This is a genomic window from Qipengyuania sp. GPGPB31, from assembly GCF_038396345.1.
In the GTDB taxonomy this organism is placed as follows: Bacteria; Pseudomonadota; Alphaproteobacteria; order Sphingomonadales; family Sphingomonadaceae; genus Qipengyuania; species Qipengyuania citrea.
Map to the genome: position 1 here is coordinate 554897 of NZ_CP149572.1, position 22614 is coordinate 577510.

Genomic DNA, 22614 nt, shown 5'->3' on the forward strand with positions numbered 1-22614 from the left:
GCTACTGGCGTTCGAAGACGAACCGATAGTCGCCGGCGGGGATGTCTCCGCCGGCCGTCGGCAACGGATCAGCAGTGGCCAGCACATAGGTGCGGCCCATCACTTCGTAGGGATCGCCCAGCGTCAATGGGGCGGTCTGCGTCCAGTGTGTCGCCGCGATGCGCGTCGACACGGTCAGTTCGCCCCCGTGGAAGCACTGCACGTCCGCCGGGCAGCGCGTGTCCTCGATGATCGCCAGCGGCGTCAGGATCGCATCGCCCGCCCACACCGGGCTGCCGATGGCGACCGCGCTGCCCTGGCTGGCGGCATCGCCATTGCCGCGGGGCGTATCGGGAATGATGGCGCAGGCGGCGGTCAGCGGGGCGATCAGGGCGGCGGCGAGATAGGCTTTCATGTCTGCGGTAGAGGCGCCGGCTGCTTTCGTATCGCTGAACAGGTGACGCGGCGCGGCAATGGTCTTATGGGCGCCAGCCATGACCGATTGCCAATTGTACCTGATCTCTCCGCTCGATGTGACGGGCGACTTTCCCCAACGTCTCGAGCGCGCGCTTGATGCCGGCCCCGGACTGGTCACCGCCTTCCAGTTCCGCGTCAAGGATATCGACCAGCACGAAGCTGCGCGGCTGGCCGAACCGCTGCAGGCGATCTGCGCGGCCCGCGACGTGGCCTTCATCGTCAATGACGATGTCGCGCTGGCCAAGCGGCTCGGCGCCGATGGCGTGCATCTGGGGCAGGGCGATGGCGATGTCCGCGATGCGCGCGAGGAGCTTGGCCGCGAAGCGCAGATCGGGGTGACCTGCCATGCCTCGCGCCATCTCGCGATGGAAGCGGGCGAGGGCGGGGCCGATTACGTGGCGTTCGGCGCCTTCTTCGACAGCACCACCAAGGCGAGCGAGCACCGGCCCGAGCCGGAGATCCTCGAATGGTGGAGCACGGTGTTCGAAATCCCCTGCGTGGCAATCGGCGGGATCACGCCTGCCAATTGCGCGCCGATCGTGGCGGCGGGTGCGGACTTCCTGGCCGTGTCCGGCGCGGTCTGGAACGGCGACGAAGTCGCGGCGGTCAAGGCCTTCGCCCAGCGGATCCGCGCGGAGCAAAACGGGGCGGCGTGAGTTGGCTATCCTGAAAGGGCGGTAAAGCCCTGATTTCAGGAGCTCTCCCCATGCGCAATTTCATCCTCGCCACCGTGTCCTCGCTCGCGCTGGTCGCTTGCGGCGGGCAGGAACCCGATGCTTCGCCCGAAGCCGCGACCGAGACCGCCGCTGCGAGCGGCAGCGAGCATGGCTACGAAACGCGCGGCAGCGACAATCTGGCCGACACCATGGCGTCGGACGATGCGCGCTACATGGCTGATGGCGCGACGCCAGACAGCGACGCGGCGAACGACATTCCCGATGCGACCGAACGGCCGGTCATGCAGGCGCAGGTCGTGCTCGACCGTATCGGCTTCGGCCCCGGCGTAATCGACGGCAAGATGGGCATGAGCACCGAAAACGCGCTGCGCGGTTTCCAGGAGGCCAACGATCTCGAGGTGACGGGCAGACTGGACCAGCCGACCAAGACCGCGTTGGCCGAATGGGAGCGGATCCCCGCCACCCGCGTGGTGACGGTACCCGATAGCTGGGCCGAAGCCGAATACACCGACATGCCCGACAGCGTGGCCGGCAAGGCGAAGCTCGACCGATTGGGCTACAAATCGCTCGATGAACGCCTTGCCGAACGGTTTCACACCACCGTCGAGGTGCTGCGCGAACTGAACCCGGACGGACGACCTGCGGGCAGCAGCGCCACCGCCGACGCCGGCCCCGACGATGGCGCCAATGCGCAGGCCGCAGACGGGCAGGCCGGTGGCGGCTATTTCGTGGCCGGGCAGCAATTGCGCGTCCCCAATATCGGCGGGGATCGGATCGCGCCGGGGGCGATCGCCGATGCCGACTGGCAGCGCACGCTGGCCTCGCTCGGCGTCGGCTCCGAACAGACCGCGGTCGACCGGATCGTCGTCAGCAAGGCGGGCAAGACGCTCAAGGCCTATAGCGGGGACAAGCTGGTGGCGCTGTTCACCGTCAGTTCGGGATCGAGCGAGTTCCCGCTTCCGCTGGGCGAATGGGATATCGTCGGCGAAGCCTACAACCCGCCCTACAGCTACGATCCCGAAGTGCTCGGCAATGGTGACGGCGAAACCTATACGCTTGCCGCGGGGCCCAACTCGCCAGTGGGCGTCGTGTGGATCGACCTGAGCAAGGAACATTACGGGATCCATGGCACGCCCGACCCCGAAACCATCGGCCGCGCGCAGTCGAGCGGCTGTGTCCGGCTGACCAATTGGGATGCCGCGCGGCTGGCCGGAATGGTCTCGCAATCGACGCGGGTGCTTTTCGAGGCCTGAACGGGTAGGCTGTGCGCATGAACCTCGTCGACCGCATCCTCACCATCGTCATCACCGCTACCATTACCAGCGCGATCTGGATCGTGGCGGGGGGCAGCCTGATCGAAAACGCAACCAGCGTCAGCCAGCGCAACACCACGCGTCCGGCGGAGGCTGCGCCGAGCCCGCAGCCCGAACAGGCAGCGGATGACGGGGAAGACACGGCAAACACCGGAACACCCACCGGCGAACCGCTCGATCTCGATGCGCCGGTCGCGCCCAGCAGCGAACAGTCGCGCCAGTTGCTGGTCCCGGTGAAGAACATCCGCGCCAGCGACCTCAGCGATACCTACAGCGATTCGCGCAGCAGCGGTTCACGCCTGCACGAGGCGATCGATATCATGGCGCCCAAGGGCACCAGCGTGCGTTCGGCCGCGCCGGGAACGGTCGAGAAGCTGTACCGCTCGGATGTCGGCGGCAACACCATCTACATCCGTTCGACCGACGGTTTGACAATCTATTACTACGCCCATCTCGACGCCTATGCCGAAGGACTGCAGGAAGGCCAGCGCGTGCGCCGCGGGCAGCGGCTGGGCACGGTGGGCAGTTCGGGCAATGCCTCGCAGGATGCGCCGCACCTGCATTTCGCGATCCTTCAGACCACCGCCGATGCCGAATGGTGGGAGCCCGCCAATGCGGTCAATCCTTACCCGCTGCTGACGGGGCAGTGATCAGTCCCGCACCGGCCCGGTGCGGTGGCAGCGCAGGCGGCCCAGCTTGCCGCCGGGCTCGATCTGCTGGAGCAGGCCCGATCCCAGTCGCATCATCTTCATTCCGCGCATCGGTCCGCGGGTGAAGGTGACCGTCTTGCCTTCCATCAGATAGGTCCCGCTCCCGCGCGGCGTGCGATAGCTCGACCCGCCGGTGATGGAAAAATCGCGGCCTTCCTGTTCGATCCAGGCAGCCCCCGTTGCATCGCCCGGAAGCGCGCAGACATAGGCGCCCTGGTCGAGCAGCAACAACCGCCCCTGCGCCGCGGCAGGGGTGAGCGCGAAGCCGGCCAGCGCGGCGAACAGGGCAGGGGTGAAAAATCGTCTCATGGTAACCGTCCGCCCGCGATATAGGGATTGGCTGCGCGTTTTTCCACTCGCTTGCCCGCGCGGCCATGCTCGGCTAAGGCGCGCGGCACACGATCGCTCGACGGGCGATCCGCTCTTTTACAAGTCGAAGGTAGCTTCCCCATGAAGATCAGCGGCGTGGACATCCGTCCGGGCAACATCATCGAATACGAAAAAGGTATCTGGAAGGTCGCCAAGATCCAGCATACCCAGCCCGGCAAGGGCGGCGCCTACATGCAGGTCGAGATGAAGAACCTGCAGGATGGCCGCAAGACCAACGTGCGCTTTCGCAGCGCCGATACGGTCGAGAAGGTCCGGCTGGACACGGCCGAGTATCAGTTCCTTTACGAAGATGGCGACATGCTCGTCTTCATGGACCAGACGAATTACGAACAGATCACGCTGCCCAGCGACCTGCTGGGCGACGCGCGGCCGTTCCTCCAGGACGGCATGCAGGTGAAGCTCGAACTGTGGGAAGAACAGCCCATCTCGGTCGAACTGCCCGCGCAGATCGAAGCCGAAATCGTCGAGGCCGATGCCGTCGTGAAGGGGCAGACCGCCTCCTCCAGCTACAAGCCCGCCGTGCTCGACAACGGCGTGCGCATCATGGTCCCGCCGCATATCGAAAGCGGCACGCGGATCGTGGTCGACGTCTACGAACAGAGCTACGTCGGCAAGGCCAGCTAACCGCATGGGCAAGTCCATCGCCAGCCGGTTCGAGAACATCGATGTCACGCGCAGCGTCTTGCGCGCGGTGATCATCAACGATGACGAACTGACGCTGGAGATGGACTTCTGCCTCGAGCCCGCGCACCCCGATTACGAAACGCCGGGCGCGGGCGACGACTGCTGCTTCCATCCGGGCCTGCTCAAATTCGCCGGGATTTCGAAGCTCGGCCTCGAGCGCGCCGAGCATCCCGACCAGACCCAGCGCCGCTTCGCGATCCAGTCCTTCAACATCGAAGGCACGAAGTTCGACATGGCCTGCGAATGGGGCACGATCCACCTCCAGGCGCGTTCGATCCGCGTCCTTACCGAATAAGAGAGTTTCCATGGCCGTTCTATCGGGTGTTATCCGCGTAATGGAGAAAGCCGCGCGCAAGGCGGGTGGCCGCCTGCGCCGCGACTTCGGCGAAGTCGAGCACCTCCAGGTGAGCCGCAAGGGCCCGGCGGACTTCGTCTCCAAGGCCGACCGCATCGCCGAACGCACCCTCTACGACGAACTGCTCGCCGCGCGCCCCGACTGGGGCTTCGTGATGGAAGAAGCGGGCGTCATCGAAGGCGACGAGAACAAGCCCCGCTGGATCGTCGACCCGCTCGACGGGACCAGCAACTTCCTCCACGGCATCCCGCATTTCGCGATCAGCATCGCAGTGCAGGAACCCAAGCTCGGCGGCGGCGGCTGGGGCGATGTCACTGCCGGGGTGATCTACAACCCGGTGACCGACGAGACCTTCTGGGCCGAGAAAACGCGCGGCGCATGGCTGCACGACGGCCGCCTGCGGGTCTCGGCGCGGCGCAATCTGGCTGACTCGCTGATCGCCACCGGCATCCCCTTCCAGGGGCATGGCGATTTCGGCGACTGGACCAAGATCTTCGCTGCCATTGGGCCGCAGGTCGCGGGCATCCGCCGGTTCGGCGCGGCCTCGCTCGACCTCGCATGGCTGGCCGCGGGCCGGTTCGACGGCTTCTGGGAGAGCGACCTCAACGACTGGGATACCGCGGCGGGCTGCCTGATCGTGCGCGAGGCCGGCGGCTTCGTGTCCGATTTCCGCGGCCGTTCGCAGCCGATCCATGCCAAGCAGATCCTTGCCGCCAATGATGCGCTGCATTCGAAGCTGCACAAATTGCTGGCGAATGCGCTGAAGGCTTGATGCCGGCCGAGGGCGCGGCTAACCCCACGCTCCCGGCCCAGTGCCCCTGTGGCGGAATTGGTAGACGCGCTCGACTCAAAATCGAGTTTCTTTGAAGTGCCGGTTCGAGTCCGGCCAGGGGTACCAAACTAAATGCTTGCACATCCAGACGGAGTTTGGGATTCCCGTGCCTGAATGATCGGGGTCCCTTCCTACCATGCAATAGCGGCGATGGGCATCACCATCGCTATGTTCATTGCCTTTGCGCGCGGGCGCATGTCGGTGGAGATCATCTCGCTGATGACGATCGCCGTCATCGCTGTCGGGCTGTATTTCTTCCCGCTCGACGACACGCAGCCGATCGACGGCTTGAGCCTCGCATTCTCGGGTTTCGGCCATTACGCGCTGATCACCATCTGCGCGCTGATGATCATGGGGCGCGGGCTGGTGGTCACCGGCGCGCTCGATCCCGCGGCGCGTTTCCTCGAGCGGTTGTTCAAGATCAACCTCCAACTGGGCCTGCTGTTCTCGCTGGTGGTGACCTTCCTGCTGTCGATGGGGGTCAACAACACGCCGGTGCTGGTGCTGCTTATGCCGATCTTCGTCCAGCTGGCGATGCGCGGCGCGATGGCGGCGTCGAAAACGCTGATCCCGCTCAATGCGGCTTCGCTGATGGGCGGCATGGCCACCACCATCGGCACGTCCACCAATATCCTCGTAGTGTCGATCGCGGTCGATCTGGGGATGCCCGAAATGGGCGTCTTCCACTTCACCCCGATCGTGCTGATCGCCTCGCTCGTGGCGCTGCCCTTCGTATGGATCGTCATGCCGCGCATGCTGGGCGACAACCGGATCGAGACGGTCCATGCCCAGCGCCTGTTCGAAACCCGCCTGCGCGTGACCGAGGATTCGATCCTCAACGGGCGCCAGCTGTCGGAACTGCAGTCGCGCCTGCCGGCCGGGATCGAGTTCCACGACGTTCCGGTCGGCCTGCTGCGCCCGCAGCACCGGCTGCGGATGACGGGGACACATGAAGCGATCGAGGAGGCGATGGCCACGCTGCGCGGCGATGCGGCGCCGAGCTGGGTGATCGACCGCATCCGCCGCCGCTCGAGCGAGACGCGGACCGACATCGCGGTCGGCGAGATGATCGTCACTGCGGATTCCCGGCTGATCGGGCGGACGCTGCCAAGCTCGGGGATCGCCGACCTGTTCGGCGTGGCGGTGATCGGGACCCACCGTCCCGCGCGCCTGGTGGGCGAGAAAGAACAGTTTTCCGAAGTCGGCGACATGCGCTTTGCCGAAGGCGACGTGCTGCTGGTGATGGGCCTGCCCGATGACATGCAGCACTTTGCCCGCTCGGACAGCCTGCTGCAGCTCGAGGGGGTTCGCGAATTGCCCCGCCGGTCGAAAGCGACGCTGGCGGCGGCGATCATGGGCGGTTCGATCGCTTTCGCTTCGGTCGGGCTGGTGCCGATCGCCATCGCGTCGTTGGCCGGGGCGATCCTGATGTTCGTGACCGGCTGCGTGCGGTTCGACCGCGTCGGGCGCGGCTTGTCGGGCAGCGTTATCGTGCTGGTCGCCGCCAGCATCGCGCTAGGCCGGGTCATCCTCGATAGCGGGGCCGCCGACTGGATCGGCGGGGTAATGGCCTTCGGGCTGGAATACCTGTCCGCGCCCGCGGCGCTGGCCGCGATCATGCTGACGATGACCTTCCTCACCAATTTCGCCTCGAATGCGACCGCGGCAACGGTGGGCACGCCAATCGCCTTTGCCATTGCCGCAAAGCTGGATCTCCCGCCCGAGCCGCTGGTGCTGGCGGTGCTGTTCGGCTGCAACCTGTGTTACGCGACCCCGATCGCCTACCAGACCAACATGCTGATCATGGCGGAAGGGTCGTATGAGTTTAAGGACTATGTCCGCACCGGGGTGCCGCTGGTCCTGATCATGGTCACGTTGCTGTCGGTCGGCCTGGCCGTCACCTATCAATTGTGATTGCCGAGAGCGCGCGGCCGCGACGGTTCGTGAAGCCCGCGCTGCTGGCCTTGTACGGCATCCTGTTCCTGCCCGAGTTCTTCGACCGCCTGCGCGATATCGGCGGGATCGCAGGGCCGCTCGCCTATACCGTGCTGGTCTTGGCGGCGCTGTGCGGCATAATCGGCGCCGCCTACACCGCCAATGCGCTGCTGCGCGGGGGCCTCGCACTGCTGCTGTTCGCCGCCAGCTTCGTGATCGAAGCCTATGCCCGCTCCTCGCTCGAATTCCTCACCTATGGCGCGTTCATCGACCTCATCACCGCTGCCGAATTCGCCGGGGATGCAATGGACCAGAACGAAGCTGCATTGTGGCGCAGCCTGCCGGGACCGGCGGTCCTGCTGATCGCAGTGGCGTGGCCGCCGCGCCGCCGGGCGCGTACCCGCGCCAACACGCCGGCACTGGCCATGCCCGCGGCGCTCTTCCTGTTCACGCTGCTTGCCTTCACGCGCGGCGGAGACGGGCTCAAGGCGCTACCGGGCGGCTATGCCGCGCTCAGCTATGCTGTCCTGGCGGCGTATGAGCGAGCGGCAGGCGATCTCGGGCCGCGCAAGGGCGTCTCGATCGCACATGTCCGGGCGCCGCTGTACCGCGATATCGTGCTGATCGTCGATGAAAGCATCTCGGGCCACTATCTCGATATCAACCATCCGCGCGGGGTGCGTTCTGGCCTTGCGGAGGCGCGGCCCGGGGTCGAGATCGCCAATTTCGGAGTGGTCGCTTCGGCGACCAACTGCAGCGCCGGTTCCAATCTCGTGCTGCGTTTTGCCGGGACGCGGGACAGCTACCGCCGCGACATCGCGGTCGGGCCCTCGCTGTGGGACTATGCCGTGCATGCCGGGCTGGAGACGGTCTATATCGATGCCCAGCGTTCCGGCGGCGCGATGCAGAACCAGATGACGCCGCGCGAACGCGAGCGCATCGACCGCTTCATCCAGTTCGGCGGGCTGGCGGTGCGGGACCGCGACATGGCCGTTGCCGACCGGCTCGCGCACTTGCTGGGCGACGGCACTGCATCCTTCATCCTGGTCAACAAGGTCGGCGCGCATTTCCCGATCCACGACAAGTTTCCCGACAGCCATGCCCGCTACCGGCCGATCCTGCCGCGCGGCGGCTTCCTCGATGTGACCGATACCGGATCGCGCACCGGCTTCGGCGGTTCGCAGGCGGACTGGCGGCGCTACCGCAATTCCTATCGCAACACGCTCGAATGGAGCGTCGGTGCCTTTTTCGACCGGCTGCTGGAGCGCGCCGAGCTGGCCGATGCGCTGGTCATCTATACCGCCGATCACGGGCAGAACCTGCATGAGGGCGGCAAGGGCGGGACGACCACGCATTGCTCGGTCGACCCGCGGCCCGAGGAAGGCGCGGTGCCGCTGGTGGTGCTGCAGGGAGGTGCGGGGGCGCTCGCGTTCACGCCCGGCGGGGCTGCCAGCCATTACATGATCGCTCCGACGCTGCTGGCAGCGATGGGATACGACCGCGAGGCCGTGCGCGCGCGCAGCGGCGGGGCGCTCGACGAACCATCGCGCGATCCGGCGACCTTCAACTATCTCTACAACGCGCGGCTCAACCGCGAGCCGCGCTGGCGCGAAGTCGATCCCGCGGCGCTGGCCCCGGTCCCCGACGACCCGGAGACGGGTAGGCCATTCTGACCGCTGGCGTCTTTCCTGCCGCGCCGCTCCGTGACACAAGGCAGCCGCAAGTTTCGCGGGTCCGGCAACGCGCGTTTTCTGCCGCGGGCCCGCGTTCCAACTGTTCCATCCAATAGGGAGAGCCGAGATGGTTTCCAAATTCACTTCTACCGCGCTGGCGGCGCTGGCCGTGGCCACCGCAGCGCCAGCCCAGGCGAACGACCTGCGCGAGACGCTGGCGGCCGACATGCCCGAGCTGATGGAACTCTATCGCGACCTGCATGCGAACCCCGAACTCAGCTTCGAGGAACACGAGACCGCGGCCAAGCTGGCCGCGCGGATGCGCGCGCTGGGTTTCGAAGTGACCGAGGGTGTCGGACGCACGGGCGTGGTCTCGGTGATGCGCAATGGCGATGGGCCGACCGTCCTGCTGCGCGCCGACATGGACGGCCTCCCGGTGGTCGAGCAGACCGGGCTGCCCTATGCCTCGACGCAGACTGCCACGCCCGCCAGCGGCGTGACCACCGGCGTGATGCATGCCTGCGGCCATGACACGCACATGGCGGGTTTCATCGGTGCCGCGCGCCTGCTGGTCGATCACAAGGACCAGTGGCAGGGCACGCTGGTGATGGTGCTGCAACCTGCGGAGGAGATCGGCCTCGGCGCGCTCGCGATGCTCGATGACGGGCTTTATACCAAGTTCCCCAAGCCCGATTACGCGCTGGCATTCCACGATGCCGCCGCGCCCGCCCCGGCGGGGACCATCGGCTACACGCCCGGCTATGCACTGGCCAATGTCGACAGCGTCGACATCACGGTGAAGGGCATCGGCGGGCACGGTGCCTATCCGCACACCACGGTCGATCCGGTGGTGCTGGCCAGCGCGATCGTGATGAAGCTGCAGACGGTGGTCAGCCGCAGTTCCTCGCCGCTCGATCCCGCCGTGATCACCGTGGGCAGCTTCCATGCCGGGGCCAAGCACAACATCATCAGCGACGAAGCGAAATTGCAGCTGACGGTGCGCAGCTATTCGGACGAGAGCCGCCAGCTGCTGCTCGACGGGATCCGGCGCGTGGCGCGCGGCGAGGCGATCACGGCCGGACTGCCCGAGACCCTGATGCCCGAAATCACCGTCGAGGACCCCTATACGCCGTCGACCTTCAACGATCCCGATTTCAGCGAGAGCATCGCGGCGGGTTTCCGGCAGCGGTTCGGCGATGAGCGGGTCATGGAATGGCCTGCGGTCATGGGCGGCGAGGATTTCAGCCAGTTCCGCCGGGCCGCGCCAGAGGACGTCAAATCGATGATCTTCTGGATCAGCGGAACGCCGCAACCGCTGCTCGACCGGCTCGAAGAGGACGGCACGCCGCTGCCGTCGCTGCATTCGCCCTTCTGGGCGCCCGATGCGGAGAAGGTGATTGCGACCGGTGCCGAGGCGCTTGCATCGGCGGCGATCAGGCTGATGCCGAACGAGGTCAACTGACGCCGGATAAAAGTGTGGCCGCCGGAGCGTTTGGGGTCGCTCCGACGGCCGTATTCTCCTCCCCAGGAGAACTGTTGATTGGGTCTAGTCTTCCGCGGGCACGTAGGTCCCGAGGCGGTGGTGCAGGGCGTTGATCCGGGCCAGCTCCTCGCGGTCGTCGGTGGCGCGGGCGTAATGCGTCAGCGCTGTCCGCAGGAGGCGGAAGTCCGCCGTCGAGAAGAGCGCCCGGGCGCGGCCCGGTTCGGTCTTCGGAGTGTCGTCTGCCATAGTCGTCATCCTTCCTCTCCTTAGGCGGCTGCGAACTGGTTCATCGTGTTGTCCTTGCCGCCGGCCTTGAGGGCCGCTTCACCGGCGAAGTATTCCTTGTGATCGTCGCCGACGTCCGAACCAGCCATGTTCTGGTGCTTCACGCAAGCGATACCCTGACGGATTTCTTCGCGCTGCACGTTCTTGACGTAGCCGAGCATCGCCTGTTCCCCGAAATATTCCCTGGCGAGGTTGTCGGTGCTCAGCGCAGCCGTGTGGTAGGTCGGCAGCGTGATCAGGTGATGGAAAATGCCGGCGCGCTTCGAACCATCGGCCTGGAAGGTGCGGATCTTCTCGTCGGCTTCGGCGGCAAGGTCGGTGCCGTCGTAATCGACGCTCATCAGCCGGTCGCGGTCATAGGCGGAGACGTCCTTGCCCGCTTCGGCCCAGGCATCATAGACCTGCTGGCGGAAGTTGAGCGTCCAGTTGAAGCTGGGCGAGTTGTTGTACACCAGCTTGGCGTTGGGGACGACTTCGCGGACCCGGTCGACCATGCCGGCGATCTGCTCGACATGCGGCTTCTCGGTTTCGATCCACAAGAGGTCGGCCCCTGCTTCCAGCGCGGTGATGCAGTCGAGCACGCAGCGGTCTTCGCCGGTTCCGGGACGGAACTGGTACAGGTTGCTGGGCAGGCGCTTGGGCGCCAGCAGCTTGCCGTCGCGGCTGATGAAGACCTGGCCGTTCTTGATATCGCCGGCATCGACTTCGTCGCAATCGAGGAAGCTGTTGTACTGGTCGCCGAGGTCGCCGGGTTCCTTCGAATAGGCGATCGACTTGGTAAGGCCGGCGCCCAGGCTGTCGGTGCGGGCGACGATGATACCTTCGGGAACGCCCAGTTCGAGGAAGGCATAGCGGATCGCGCGAATCTTCTGGTGGAATTCCTCATGCGGCACGGTGACCTTGCCGTCCTGGTGACCGCACTGCTTTTCGTCCGACACCTGGTTCTCGATCTGCAGCGCGCAGGCACCGGCTTCGATCATCTTCTTGGCGAGCAGATAGGTCGCCTCGGCATTGCCGAAACCGGCGTCGATATCGGCGATGATCGGCACGACGTGCGTCTCGTGGTCGTCGATGGCCTTCTGCAGGCGCTGTGCTTCCACCTGGTCGCCGGCATCGCGGGCCGCGTCGAGATCGCGGAACATCATGCCCAGTTCGCGGGCATCGGCCTGCTTGAGGAAGGTGTAGAGTTCCCCGATCAGATTGGGGACCGAGGTCTTTTCATGCATCGACTGGTCGGGCAGCGGGCCGAATTCGCTGCGCAGCGCGGCGACCATCCAGCCCGAGAGATAGAGGTAGCGGCGCTTGGTGTTGCCGAAATGCTTCTTGATCGAGATCATCTTCTGCTGCGCGATGAAGCCGTGCCACGTACCGAGCGACTGGGTGTAGTTGGCCGGGTCGCGGTCGTAGGCTTCCATGTCTTCGCGCATGATCTTCGCGGTGTAGCGGGCAATGTCGAGACCCGTGCGGAAGCGGTTCTGGACGACCATGCGCGCGGCGCTTTCGCCATCGATGGCGCCCCAGGGCGCGCCATTGGCGGCGATGGTCTGGTTCATTTCTTCGATCCGGTCCGAATAGCTCACGGGGGAACTCCTTATTGGTCTGATTTCGGAGACCCTGATGGCCCGATAGCCCGACCGACGACAGGAAAATTTACAAATTATCTTGTCTATCGTGTCCCTGTACCGCTAATGGGCCTGTAAAGTTGTAAAGAAAGTGACGCCATGACCGAGGAATCGCTTTTCGCCGGCCCGGCTATCCGGCGGCTTCGCAAGCGCGCGGGCCTGACGCAGGCGGCCGCCGCCAAACGGCTCGATATCTCGCCCAGCTACCTAAACCTGATCGAGCGCAACCAGCGCCCCGTCAGCGCGCGGGTGATGATGCAGCTGGTCTCGCAGTTCGATTTCGATCCCCGCTCGCTCCGCGGCGACGACGCTATCGGAGGCGTCGAGGGCCTCATCCGCCGGTTCGCCGACGAGCGGTTCGCCGATCTCGGGATCGACCGCGATGAAGTGCAGGAATTTCTCGCGGCGTCGCCGCAGCTCGCTTCCGCATTCGCGCGGCTTTACGACAATGCGGGACCGGCAGGGCTGGAGGCTGACGATCCACTGTCCGCCTCGCGCCGCGAAATCGAGCGCTGGCGCAACCATTTCGCCGATCTGGACAACGCCGCCGAGGAGCTGGCGGACGAGATGCGCCTGTCGCGCGGGGACATCGGGATCGCCCTGACCGAACGCCTGCGCGAACGCCACCAGCTGTCCGTACGGATCTTGCCGCGCGACATCCTGCCCGGCAGCTTGCGCCGGCTCGACCTGCATGCACGGCAGATCCAGCTGTCCGAAATGCTCAGCATGCCATCGCGCAATTTCCAGCTGGCGCTGCAGATCGCGCAGCTCGAATTCGCCGACGTCATCCAAGCGGTCGCGCGCGGCGCGCGGTTCGATGACGAGGCGGCCCGGGCGCTGTTCGAACGGCATCTCACCGGCTATGTCGCGGCGGCGCTGATCATGCCCTATGGCCGGTTCCTGCGCGCCTGCGAGGCCACCGGCTACGATCTGCCGGTTCTCGAACGGCGTTTCGCGGTCAGCTTCGAACAGCTTGCCCACCGGCTGACCACGCTCCAGCGGGTGGGCCAGCGCGGCCTGCCCTTCTTCATGATCCGGCTCGACCGCGCCGGCCAGTTTTCCAAGACGATTACCGGTGCCAGCACCGCGCGTTTCGTCGATTCCGCCAGCAGCTGCCCGCTGTGGCACGCGCACCGCGCGTTCGACCGCGCAGGGGAGTTGCAGGTCCAGTTCGTCACCCCCGACAATGCCGCAGACCGCGAAGGGGGCTGGCTGACGATGGCCCGCACGGTGGAGGGCAGCGGTGCGCCGGGCGAAGCGCAATTCGTCGTCGCGCTGGGGATCGAGGCGGTGCTGGCGACCGATCTGGCGCATGCGCGCGGCGTATCGCTGCGCACTGACGATGCGCAGCCGATCGGGCCCGGCTGCGCGCGCTGCCACCGCGAGGGATGCAGCCAGCGGTCCTTGCCACCGCTGGGCCGCAAGTTGGCCTTCGACCGCACGCGGCGCGGCGTGACCCCGTTCGAATTCGAAGTGGCTTAGCCGCGCGCACAGTCCTGATCGGATCGCTTACAGGCGAGATGTGTAAAGTTTACCGACGGTTCATTCCTGTCTGCTAGTCAAGCATCCCGACACTAACCATTGGTGAGCCGGTTCGGATGATCCGCCTGTTCAAGCACTACATTTCCTACAATGTGGTGCTGCTTTCCCTGATCGACTTCATGCTGCTGCTGCTGGCAGGCGAAGCCGCGTGGCGGCTGCGCGTGATGCAGATCGGCACGGGCGTCGGGGAAGTTTCCGATCGCGCGGTCGAAATCGGGGTTTTTGCCGGAGTCATCTGGCTGGGGATGATCGCGGTGGGCTCCTATGGCCCCGAGGCGCTGCGCTCGATCCGCTTCGCGACTGCCCGGTTGCTGGTGGCGGTCAGCCTGGGCGTGCTCGCCATATCGCTGGTCAATTTCGTCCTCCCCGGTTCGGCGCTGTGGCGCTCGGTCCTGCTGTACGCGATGGGGATCGCCATCCTCGTGCTCGTCGCGAACCGGATCCTCGCGAGCCGGATGCTGGGCGCCGAGGCGTTCCGGCGGACGGTGCTGGTGCTGGGCGCAGGCGAACGCGCCAGGCGGCTCGAGCGCCTGTCGCACAGGCCCGAAAGCGGCTTCAGGATCGGTGCCTTCGTCGCGATGGGGGAAACCGCGCCGCTGATCGCCACCGCCGTGCAGCGTGAATCGATTTCCGATCTCGGCCGGTTCGCCGACCGCGTCGGTGCGACCGAGGTCGTGCTCGCGCTGCAGGAACGGCGCAATTCGCTGCCGCTGAAAGACCTGCTGCGCGTCAAGACGCAGGGCGTCCACGTCAACGACTTCTCCAGCTTTCTCGAACGTGAGCTGGGACGGGTGGATCTTGACACGCTCAACCCCAGCTGGCTGATTTTCTCCGACGGGTTTTCCGCCGGCCGGCGCTTGTCGAGCATCGGCAAGCGGACGTTCGATATCGTTGCCAGCCTGCTGCTGCTGATCGTCGGTCTGCCGCTGATCGGTATCTTTGCGGTGCTGGTGAAGCTGGAAACCGGCGGCCCGGCATTCTTCCGCCAGAAGCGCGTCGGCCTCTACGGCCAGACCTTCACGCTGATAAAGCTGCGCTCGATGCGCTTCGATGCCGAAGCGAACGGGGCGCAGTGGGCGGAGAAGGGCGATCCGCGGGTGACGCGGGTCGGACGGGTGATCCGGACCGTGCGCATCGACGAACTGCCGCAGGCCTGGAGCGTGCTCAAGGGCGAGATGAGTTTCGTCGGCCCGCGTCCCGAAGTGCCCGCCTTCGTCTCCGAACTGGAAAAGGCGCTGCCCTATTATGCGGAGCGCCATGTGGTGAAGCCGGGCATCACCGGCTGGGCGCAGATCAACTACCCCTATGGCGCCAACACCGAAGATGCGCGCCACAAGCTCGAATACGATCTCTATTACGCCAAGAATTACACGCCGTTTCTCGACCTTTTGATCCTGTTGCAGACGGCGCGGGTCATCCTCTGGCCGGACGGTGCGCGGTGATGGGTCTCGTCGGCAGCCTGTCCTATGTGGCCTACACGATCGGGGCGATCGTCTGCGCGCTTGCGGCGATCTGGATCGGGCGCAAGGGCGATCCCGCGCGTGGCGACCGCACACCCGCGATCGTCGCTGTGGCGCTGACTGCCAACTGGTGCTTCGCCGCGGCTAGCTTCGAGCCGGGCCGGCCGATCGTCGAGCTCACCGAGATCGCCCGCAATCTCGCGTGGTTGTTCGTCCTGTTCCGCCTGTTCAGCAACGATGGCCGCGACGAGACCTTGCGGCTGGTACGACCGGTGGTGGTCGCGCTGGTGCTGGTCGAGGTCATGCAATTCCTCTTGCTGCTCATCGCCCGGCGCTATGCGGTCACGCCCGAGCTTGCGCTGCTGACATTCGATACCGCGGCGCTGTTCCGCGTGATGGTGGCGGTCGGCGCGCTGGTGCTGTTGCACAATCTCTATGCCGGTGCCGCCGCGACCTCGCGCGAGATCCTGCGATGGAGCGTTGCTGCCCTGGCGGGGCTGTGGGCCTTCGACCTCAACTATTTCACCATCGCCTACATCATGGGATCGCCGCCGGGCGAGCTGGCCGTTCTGCGCGGACTGGCGGCAGCCATCTTCGCCGTGCCCTTTGCGATCGGCTTCACGCGCAATTCTTCCGAACTCGCCTTCAGCCCGTCGCGTGCGGTCACCTTCCGCTTCCTCTCGCTGCTGCTGATCGGGGGGTATCTTGCAGTGATGCTGGGCATCGCGCGCTGGCTCAACATGCTCAGCGGCGATCTGGCCCGGCTGACACAGGTGGGCCTGATCATCGCGGCGGGTGCGCTGGCGTTGATCTGGCTGCCTTCGGACCGCCTGCGCGGCTGGTTGCGGGTCACCGCGGTCAAGCACCTGTTCAAGCACCGGTACGACTACCGCACCGAGTGGATCCGCTTTACCGACACGATCGGCACCACCGGGTTCGACAACATCACCCTGCAGGAGCGTACGGTCAAAGCGCTGGCCGACATCACCGACAGCCCGTCGGGCCTGCTGCTGGTGCCGGGCGACGAGGGGGACCTCGAACTCGCGGCCAACTGGCGCTGGCCGGGTCGCAACCTGCCCACCACTGCAGGTCCCGAGGCGCTGGCGAAACTGCTCGAGGACAGCGAGCTGATCCTCGATTTCGACGAACTGCGGGCGGGCATCGACCATCACGGCGAACTGGCGCATATTCCGCAGTGGCTGCGGCACGACCGATCGGCGTGGGCGGCCGTCCCGCTGATGCATTTCGACCGCCTCGTCGGCCTCGTCATCCTCGCGCGGCCGCTGGTGGCGCGCAAGCTCGACTGGGAAGACTTCGACCTCCTCGCGGTCGTGGGACGGCAGCTGGCCAGCTATCTGGCCGAACAGGCCAGCCAGACCGCCCTGCTCGAGGCGGGCCGGTTCGAGGAATTCAACCATCGAATGGCCTTCGTCATGCACGACATCAAGAACCTCTCCAGCCAGATGTCGCTGCTGCTGCGCAATGCCGAGAAACACGCCGACAAGCCAGAGTTCCGCGAGGACATGCTCGTCACGCTGCGCAACAGCGCCGACAAGCTCAACGCGCTGCTCAGCCGGCTGGGCCGCTATGGCGGGGGTGCGTCTGAAGCGGTCCGCCGCTTCGATCTGGCAGTCGCTGCGCGGCGCACGGTTGAGCAGCTGAGCCAGTTTCACCCGGTCGCCGTCCTGCGGTCCGAGCCGGTCGCCGTCGAAGGCGTTCCCGAAGCCTTCGACCAAGCGCTGGTCCATCTGGTCCAGAACGCGATCGATGCCAGCGATACCAACAGTTCGGTGATGGTCGAGGTGTATAGCGACGGTATGTCGGGCAAGGTCACCGTGATCGACAACGGCCATGGCATGTCGCCGCAATTCATTCGCAACAGCCTGTTCAAGCCGTTCGTGTCTTCGAAGAACGGCGGGTTCGGGATCGGTGCCTTCGAAGCGCGCGAACTGATCCGTTCGATGGGCGGCAGGGTCGACGTCGAATCGCGCGAAGGGCTCGGCACCCGCTTTACGATCAGCCTGCCGATACAGGCGGCCAGTTCGCTGATCAGGCGCAGCAATTCCGCAGACAACAACGAGGTCGCATAATGGCGGAAACAAAGCCGAAACTGCTCATCGTCGAGGATGACGAAGGGCTCCAGGCCCAGCTCAAATGGGCCTATGAGGATTTCGACGTGATCCTGGCGGACACGCGAGAAACCGCCGTGGCAGCGGTGCGGGCGGAAGAACCCGCGGTGGTCACGCTCGATCTCGGCCTGCCGCCGGATCCCGACGGGACCAGCGAGGGGTTCGCGGTGCTCGAGGCGATCATGGCGATCAAGCCCGATACGAAGGTGATCGTCGCCTCGGGCCACGGCGCGCGCGAAAGCGCGCTGCGCGCGGTCGAGGAAGGCGCCTACGATTTCTACCAGAAGCCGGTCGATATCGACACGCTCGGGCTGATCGTCCAGCGCGCCTACCGGCTGCACCAGATAGAGAGCGAAAACCGCCGTCTGGCCGAACAGATCGGTGACGAGCGCACAGTGCTCGGTTCGATGATCACGGCCGCGCCCGAAATGGCCAAGGTCGCGCGCACCATCGAACGGGTGGCGCCGACCAATGTGTCGGTGATGCTGCTCGGCGCGAGCGGTACGGGCAAGGAACTGCTGGCGCGCGGCGTCCACGATTGCAGCGTTCGCAAGGACGGTTCCTTCGTCGCGATCAATTGCGCGGCAATCCCGGAAAACCTGCTCGAAAGCGAGCTGTTCGGGCACGAGAAGGGCGCCTTTACCGGCGCGGTGAAGACGACACCGGGCAAGATCGAACTGGCCGATGGGGGCACGCTGTTCCTCGACGAAGTGGGCGATATTCCCTTGCCCTTGCAGGTCAAACTGCTGCGCTTCCTGCAGGAACGCACGATCGAACGCGTCGGGGGCCGCAAGGCTATTTCGGTCGACACGCGGATCGTCTGCGCAACGCACCAGGATTTGGAGGCGATGATCGGCGCGGGCACCTTCCGCGAGGACCTGTTCTATCGGCTCGCCGAAATCGTGGTGAAGGTGCCTCCGCTGTCCGACCGGCCCGGCGATGCGGTGCTGCTGGCGAAGCATTTCCTGACCCGGCTGGCGAAGGAAATGAACCCGCAGGTCAAGGGGTTCGCGCCCGATGCGCTCGCCGCGATCGACAGCTGGGCTTGGCCGGGGAATGTCCGCGAGCTGGAGAACCGCGTGAAGCGCGCGGTGATCATGGCTGACGGCAAGCTCGTGACCGCCGAAGACCTCGACCTGACGCAAAGTGCGGCAGACGGCGCGGATATCGCGCTCAACCTGAAGGCGGCACGCGAACAGGCTGATCGCCGGATGATCCGCCAGGCGCTGGCGCGCAGCGAGGGCAACATCTCGAACACGGCCAAGCTGCTGGGGATCAGCCGGCCGACGCTGTACGACCTGCTCAAGCAGTATGATCTGCACGCGTGACCTGGCGCTCCTGGCGGGACTGGTCTTGGCAGCGCCGGGCCTTGCCGCCTGCGATGGCTCGGTGGAGGATCCGTCCGGCACGGGCGCTGCTGCGCCAACCCAGCCTGCGCAGCAGCGGGCCGACATCGCGGCAATGCACGGCGAACGGGCATTGCTCGCAGGCGACCTCGCGCTGGCGCGCGCCTGGCTCGAGCCGGGCGAGTTTTCCGCGGAGACCCGCGCCGAGGGGTTCCGGAGCCTAGGCCGGCTCGAAATGGCGCAGGGGAACCTGCCGGCTGCCGGCGCGGCTTTCGACCAGTCCTATCGCGCCGATCCCGCCAATGCGGGACTGTGGGTCGATATCGGCCGGCTGCGCTATGCCGGGGGCGAACAGGCGCAGGCGCTCGAGGCGGTGGACCGCGCGCTGGCAATCGATCCCGCGCATGCCGAAGCGCTGCTCTTTCGCGGCCAGCTGGCCCGCGATGCGCAGGGCCTCGCAACCGGTGCGGAGTGGTTTGCCCGTGCGCTGGAGCTGCACCCGCAGAACAGGGAACTGCGGCTCGATCTCGCCGCAACGCTGAGCGATGCGGGGCGCGCGCAAGACGCTTTGGCGGTTCTGCGGGGCGGGGACGGGACTGCCGCCGCGGCGCCCCGGGGACTGTTCGTCCAGGCGGTCATTGCCGCGCGGGGCGGCGATGTCGCGCTGGCCCGCGATCTGCTGGAACGCTCGGGTCTGGCGAAGGACGGGGTCGCTTCGGCGCAATTGCTGTCGGCGCTGATCGACCTGCAGCAGGAAAACTACGCGATCGCCGCCGTGACGCTCGATCGGCTGTATTCCCGCCAACCCGACAACCGCCGGATTCGCGATTTACTGGCCTTTGCCCTGTCGCGCAGCGCTGGCGAGCGCGAGCTGGTCCGCCGGTTTGCCGGTATAGTGGCCGACGATCCCGCATCGGCCTATCTGCGCACATTGGTCGGCCGCGCTTACGAGGCGCTGGGCGACCGCGCCCGCGCCGCGCGGTTCCTCGATCAGCCGGCGGTTGCATCGGGCCAGCTGACCGCGCTCCCGAGCCTTTCGCCGGTACGGATTTCGCCGACGTCGCAAGCGACCGGGGCACTGCAGCTCAGGGATCAGGTGCGCCATGCCATCGTCGCGGGCGACGGTGAGGCGGCAGTGACGCGCGCAGCCGAACTGGCGCGCCGCTTTCCCGGATCGGCCGATGCGCAGGCGGTTCTGGGCGATGCAAGCTTTGCCGTGGGGGACAAGCCCGCCGCGCGCGCCGCCTATGGTCGCGCCGCCCGGATCCGCCTGGGGTGGCCGCTCGCTCTGCGGCTGGCGCGAGCGCAGGACGATGTGCCACGCGCGCAGAGGATGCTCGCCGACTATGTCAGGCAGAACCCGATGAACGGCGAGGCGGCGGCTGCACTGGCCGACAGCTACGCCGCGCAAGGCGATTGGCCGCGCGCGGTCGGCCTGCTCGATCACGCGCTCGATCTCGGCACGGGTCGCGTGCCGTGGGTGCTCGCCGCGCGCAGCGTCGGGGCGCGGCAGCTGGGCGACGCGGAGGAGGCAATGAGCTATGCGCTCGCCGCGCACGAACTCGAACCGATGAACCCGCTGGCGATCTCCGCGCTGCTTGCAGCCATGCCCGATGACGGGAGCGCCGCCCGCGCCGAATTGGAAGCCAAGCTGCGCTCGCTGCAATCGCGCTGACCCGCTCGACAAGCGTTTCGCCGGCAGGCAGGGCAGGGCGATGAGTTTCAGAACCGTATTGACCGACCCCATGCTGCGCATGCTGGTGGCGGCGATCGTCGTCGCTGCGCTGCTGCCCGCCACCGGTGATGCGCGAGGCTGGGCGCAGATGGTGGCAAATGCCGCAATTTTCGTTCTCTTCCTGCTCAACGGCATGCGGATCGCCCGGCGAGATATCGTCGCCGGTTTCGCGAACTGGCGTTTCCTCGTCCCGCTGGTGTTGTGGGTGTTCGGGGCGATGGCGCTGGTCGGGCTGGCGCTCGCCTCGATCGGACAGGGATTACTGGCGCCGTCGGTCGCGCTGGGGTTCCTGTATCTGGGAACGCTGCCTTCCACCGTTCAATCGGCAACCTCCTACAGCTCGCTTGCTGGGGGCAATGTGGCGCTGTCGGTCGTCGGCGCGGCACTGCTCAACATCCTGGGCGTGTTCATCACGGTGCCGCTGTTCCTCGCGCTGGGCGGCAGCGGCAGCGGGGCGGTGGGGATGGAAGTGATCGGCAAGATCATGCTGCTGCTGATCCTGCCCTTCGCCATCGGGCAGGCCGTGCAGGGCTTTACCTCGGGCTTCATCGCGCAGCACAAGCCGAAGATCGCCTGGATCGACCGCTTCGCTATTTCGGCGGCGGTCTATGTCGCGTTCTCGGGCGCGGTGGAGCAGGGCATCTGGTCGCGCGTCGCGGGCATCGACTGGGCGGTAATCGGCGCGCTGGTCGCCGCCTTCCTGCTGGCGGGCAATCTGGGCGCATGGCTGGCGGGCGGCGCGCTTCGCCTCCAGCGGGCCGATCGCATCGCCTTCCTGTTCGCCGGGGCGCAGAAAAGCGCGGCGGTGGGTGCGCCGCTGGCGACGATCCTGTTTCCGCCCGAAGAGGCCGGCTTCCTGGTGATCGCGCTGCTGCTGTACCACTTCTTCCAGCTGGTGGTCGCCGCGCCGATCGCTAGTCGGCTGGCGTCGTCACCGCATCGGCCGGAAAGCGCCGGTTATGGCGCACCGACCACCAGAAGCTGAGACCGATCAGCACCGCGCCCAGCAGCCCGGTGATCGTTTCGGGAATGTGATAGCGCGCCGACAGCAGCATGATCACGCCCAGCACGATGATCGCCCAGAAGGCCCCGTGTTCAAGATAGCGATACTGCGCCAGCGTGCCGGTCCGCACGAGGTGGATCGTCATCGAACGAACGAACATTGCCCCGACCGACAGGCCCAGCGCGATGATCACCATGTTGTTCGACAGCGCGAAGGCCCCGATCACGCCGTCGAAGCTGAAGCTTGCGTCGAGCACTTCGAGATAGAGGAACCCGCCGAGACCGGATTTCACGATCTGGCCGGCCGCCTTCTTGGCCGCTTCGCGTTCCTCGATGATCGCGGCGATCGCGTGGACGGCGATGAAGGTCACCAGGCCGAGAACTGCGGCAGTGAGGAAGGTGATCTTGTCGGCCGGAACGAGCAGGGTGGAAACCCAGTAGACGAGTACGAGCACCAGCCCGATCTCGACTGCGGGCACATTCGAGAATTTGTTGATCGCCTTCTCGATCGCGGCGATCCAGTGCACTTCCTTGTCGTTGTCGAAGAAGAAGGTCAGCCCGACCATCGCCAGGAAGGCACCGCCGAAGCCGGCGATGCCGATATGCGCTTCGGAGACGATCCGTTCGTATTCCGCCGGATTGTTGAGCGATAGCGAAACCGCCTCGAGCGGGCCGACGCGTGCCGCGATGGCGACGATCGCGATCGGGAACACGATCCGCATGCCGAACACGGCGATCAGGATGCCGATGGTCAGAAACCGCTGTTGCCAGACCGGGTCCATGTCGCGCAGCACGGTGGCGTTGACCACCGCATTGTCGAAGCTCAGCGACACTTCGAGAATCGACAGCACTACAACGATCCAGAGGATGCCGAGCGTGGCGGTGATCGATCCCGTGCTCGACCAGCCATACCATGCGGCCAGCGCGAAGCAGACCGCGGTGAAGCCGAACGAAAACGTGTAGTAATTGCGGATTGTTTCCATGG

At 66.1% G+C, this 22614-nt stretch carries 20 protein-coding genes and 1 tRNA gene; 16 read left to right on the forward strand and 5 right to left on the reverse strand.

The window, feature by feature from the left end:
* Nucleotide 1: 1 nt before the first annotated feature.
* Nucleotides 2-475 carry a hypothetical protein gene (locus WKH79_RS02910; RefSeq protein WP_341859555.1) on the reverse strand — a complete coding sequence of 158 codons (474 nt, stop codon included), beginning with the start codon at nt 473-475 and terminating at the stop codon, nt 2-4.
* Between WKH79_RS02910 and thiE the strand changes: the two genes are divergently transcribed.
* From thiE to WKH79_RS02925, 3 genes are read left to right on the forward strand one after another with little or no spacing between them, the layout of a single operon-like run.
* Nucleotides 474-1112: a thiamine phosphate synthase gene (thiE, locus tag WKH79_RS02915; RefSeq protein WP_341859556.1), complete on the forward strand. Its 639-nt coding sequence runs from the start codon at nt 474-476 to the stop codon at nt 1110-1112. The two genes, WKH79_RS02910 and thiE, sit on opposite strands and share 2 nt — an antisense overlap.
* Nucleotides 1113-1162: 50 nt before the next feature.
* Nucleotides 1163-2386 carry a L,D-transpeptidase family protein gene (locus WKH79_RS02920; RefSeq protein ID WP_341859557.1) on the forward strand — a complete coding sequence of 408 codons (1224 nt, stop codon included), beginning with the start codon at nt 1163-1165 and terminating at the stop codon, nt 2384-2386.
* Nucleotides 2387-2403: 17 nt separating this feature from the next.
* Nucleotides 2404-3096 (forward strand): M23 family metallopeptidase, encoded by a 693-nt coding sequence (locus WKH79_RS02925; protein WP_341859558.1) that lies wholly within the window; start codon nt 2404-2406, stop codon nt 3094-3096.
* Here WKH79_RS02925 and WKH79_RS02930 read toward each other — a convergent pair whose 3' ends face one another.
* Nucleotides 3097-3465 (reverse strand): hypothetical protein, encoded by a 369-nt coding sequence (locus tag WKH79_RS02930; RefSeq protein ID WP_050600684.1) that lies wholly within the window; start codon nt 3463-3465, stop codon nt 3097-3099. It lies immediately after the preceding gene.
* Between the two features lie 141 nt (nt 3466-3606).
* Between WKH79_RS02930 and efp the strand changes: the two genes are divergently transcribed.
* From efp to WKH79_RS02965, 7 genes are all read left to right on the forward strand, one after another.
* Complete coding sequence (gene efp / locus WKH79_RS02935) at nt 3607-4170, forward strand: elongation factor P (RefSeq protein ID WP_341859559.1); 564 nt, start codon at nt 3607-3609, stop codon at nt 4168-4170.
* Nucleotides 4171-4174: 4 nt separating this feature from the next.
* Nucleotides 4175-4525 (forward strand): hypothetical protein, encoded by a 351-nt coding sequence (locus tag WKH79_RS02940; protein ID WP_063505120.1) that lies wholly within the window; start codon nt 4175-4177, stop codon nt 4523-4525.
* A 10-nt stretch (nt 4526-4535) separates the two neighbouring features.
* Nucleotides 4536-5357: an inositol monophosphatase family protein gene (locus WKH79_RS02945; RefSeq protein WP_050600681.1), complete on the forward strand. Its 822-nt coding sequence runs from the start codon at nt 4536-4538 to the stop codon at nt 5355-5357.
* Between the two features lie 42 nt (nt 5358-5399).
* Nucleotides 5400-5483, forward strand: a tRNA-Leu gene (locus WKH79_RS02950).
* A 48-nt stretch (nt 5484-5531) separates the two neighbouring features.
* Nucleotides 5532-7331, forward strand: a complete 1800-nt coding sequence (locus WKH79_RS02955; protein WP_197458066.1) for an SLC13 family permease — start codon at nt 5532-5534, stop codon at nt 7329-7331.
* Nucleotides 7332-7360: 29 nt separating this feature from the next.
* A complete protein-coding gene (locus tag WKH79_RS02960; protein ID WP_341859560.1) occupies nt 7361-9025 on the forward strand; it encodes a sulfatase-like hydrolase/transferase in 1665 nt (554 codons plus the stop codon).
* Between the two features lie 127 nt (nt 9026-9152).
* The gene (locus WKH79_RS02965) at nt 9153-10487 is read left to right on the forward strand and encodes an amidohydrolase (RefSeq protein WP_341859561.1); all 1335 of its coding nucleotides are present in this window, start codon (nt 9153-9155) and stop codon (nt 10485-10487) included.
* 84 nt (nt 10488-10571) lie between these two features.
* On the opposite strand, the gene WKH79_RS02970 is transcribed toward WKH79_RS02965, so the two are convergent.
* Together WKH79_RS02970 and WKH79_RS02975 are read right to left on the reverse strand one after the other, a co-directional pair.
* Nucleotides 10572-10754 carry a hypothetical protein gene (locus WKH79_RS02970; protein WP_050600678.1) on the reverse strand — a complete coding sequence of 61 codons (183 nt, stop codon included), beginning with the start codon at nt 10752-10754 and terminating at the stop codon, nt 10572-10574.
* 20 nt (nt 10755-10774) lie between these two features.
* Nucleotides 10775-12373, reverse strand: coding sequence for an isocitrate lyase (locus WKH79_RS02975; RefSeq protein WP_341859562.1), 1599 nt, complete (start codon nt 12371-12373; stop codon nt 10775-10777).
* A gap of 141 nt (nt 12374-12514) precedes the next feature.
* Here WKH79_RS02975 and WKH79_RS02980 point away from each other — a divergent pair, with 141 nt between their 5' ends.
* The 6 genes from WKH79_RS02980 (at nt 12515) to WKH79_RS03005 (ending at nt 21612) form a co-directional block, all read left to right on the forward strand.
* Nucleotides 12515-13897 (forward strand): short-chain fatty acyl-CoA regulator family protein, encoded by a 1383-nt coding sequence (locus WKH79_RS02980; RefSeq protein ID WP_341859563.1) that lies wholly within the window; start codon nt 12515-12517, stop codon nt 13895-13897.
* Nucleotides 13898-14013: 116 nt separating this feature from the next.
* On the forward strand, nt 14014-15399 hold the full coding sequence (locus WKH79_RS02985) for a TIGR03013 family XrtA/PEP-CTERM system glycosyltransferase (RefSeq protein ID WP_050600675.1): 1386 nt from the start codon (nt 14014-14016) through the stop codon (nt 15397-15399).
* A complete protein-coding gene (gene prsK, locus WKH79_RS02990) occupies nt 15399-17507 on the forward strand; it encodes an XrtA/PEP-CTERM system histidine kinase PrsK (RefSeq protein WP_341859564.1) in 2109 nt (702 codons plus the stop codon). Before WKH79_RS02985 ends, prsK begins: the two co-directional genes overlap by 1 nt.
* Nucleotides 17507-18874: a PEP-CTERM-box response regulator transcription factor gene (gene prsR / locus WKH79_RS02995; RefSeq protein WP_341859565.1), complete on the forward strand. Its 1368-nt coding sequence runs from the start codon at nt 17507-17509 to the stop codon at nt 18872-18874. The genes prsK and prsR overlap by 1 nt, the downstream gene beginning before the upstream one ends.
* Entirely contained in the window at nt 18858-20567 is a 1710-nt protein-coding gene (locus WKH79_RS03000; protein ID WP_341859566.1) for a tetratricopeptide repeat protein, read from the forward strand. The genes prsR and WKH79_RS03000 overlap by 17 nt, the downstream gene beginning before the upstream one ends.
* A gap of 40 nt (nt 20568-20607) precedes the next feature.
* Nucleotides 20608-21612, forward strand: a complete 1005-nt coding sequence (locus tag WKH79_RS03005; protein ID WP_341859567.1) for a bile acid:sodium symporter family protein — start codon at nt 20608-20610, stop codon at nt 21610-21612.
* On the opposite strand, the gene WKH79_RS03010 is transcribed toward WKH79_RS03005, so the two are convergent.
* Nucleotides 21542-22612, reverse strand: coding sequence for a DUF475 domain-containing protein (locus tag WKH79_RS03010; RefSeq protein WP_063505868.1), 1071 nt, complete (start codon nt 22610-22612; stop codon nt 21542-21544). The genes WKH79_RS03005 and WKH79_RS03010 overlap by 71 nt on opposite strands.
* Nucleotides 22613-22614 lie beyond the last annotated feature (2 nt).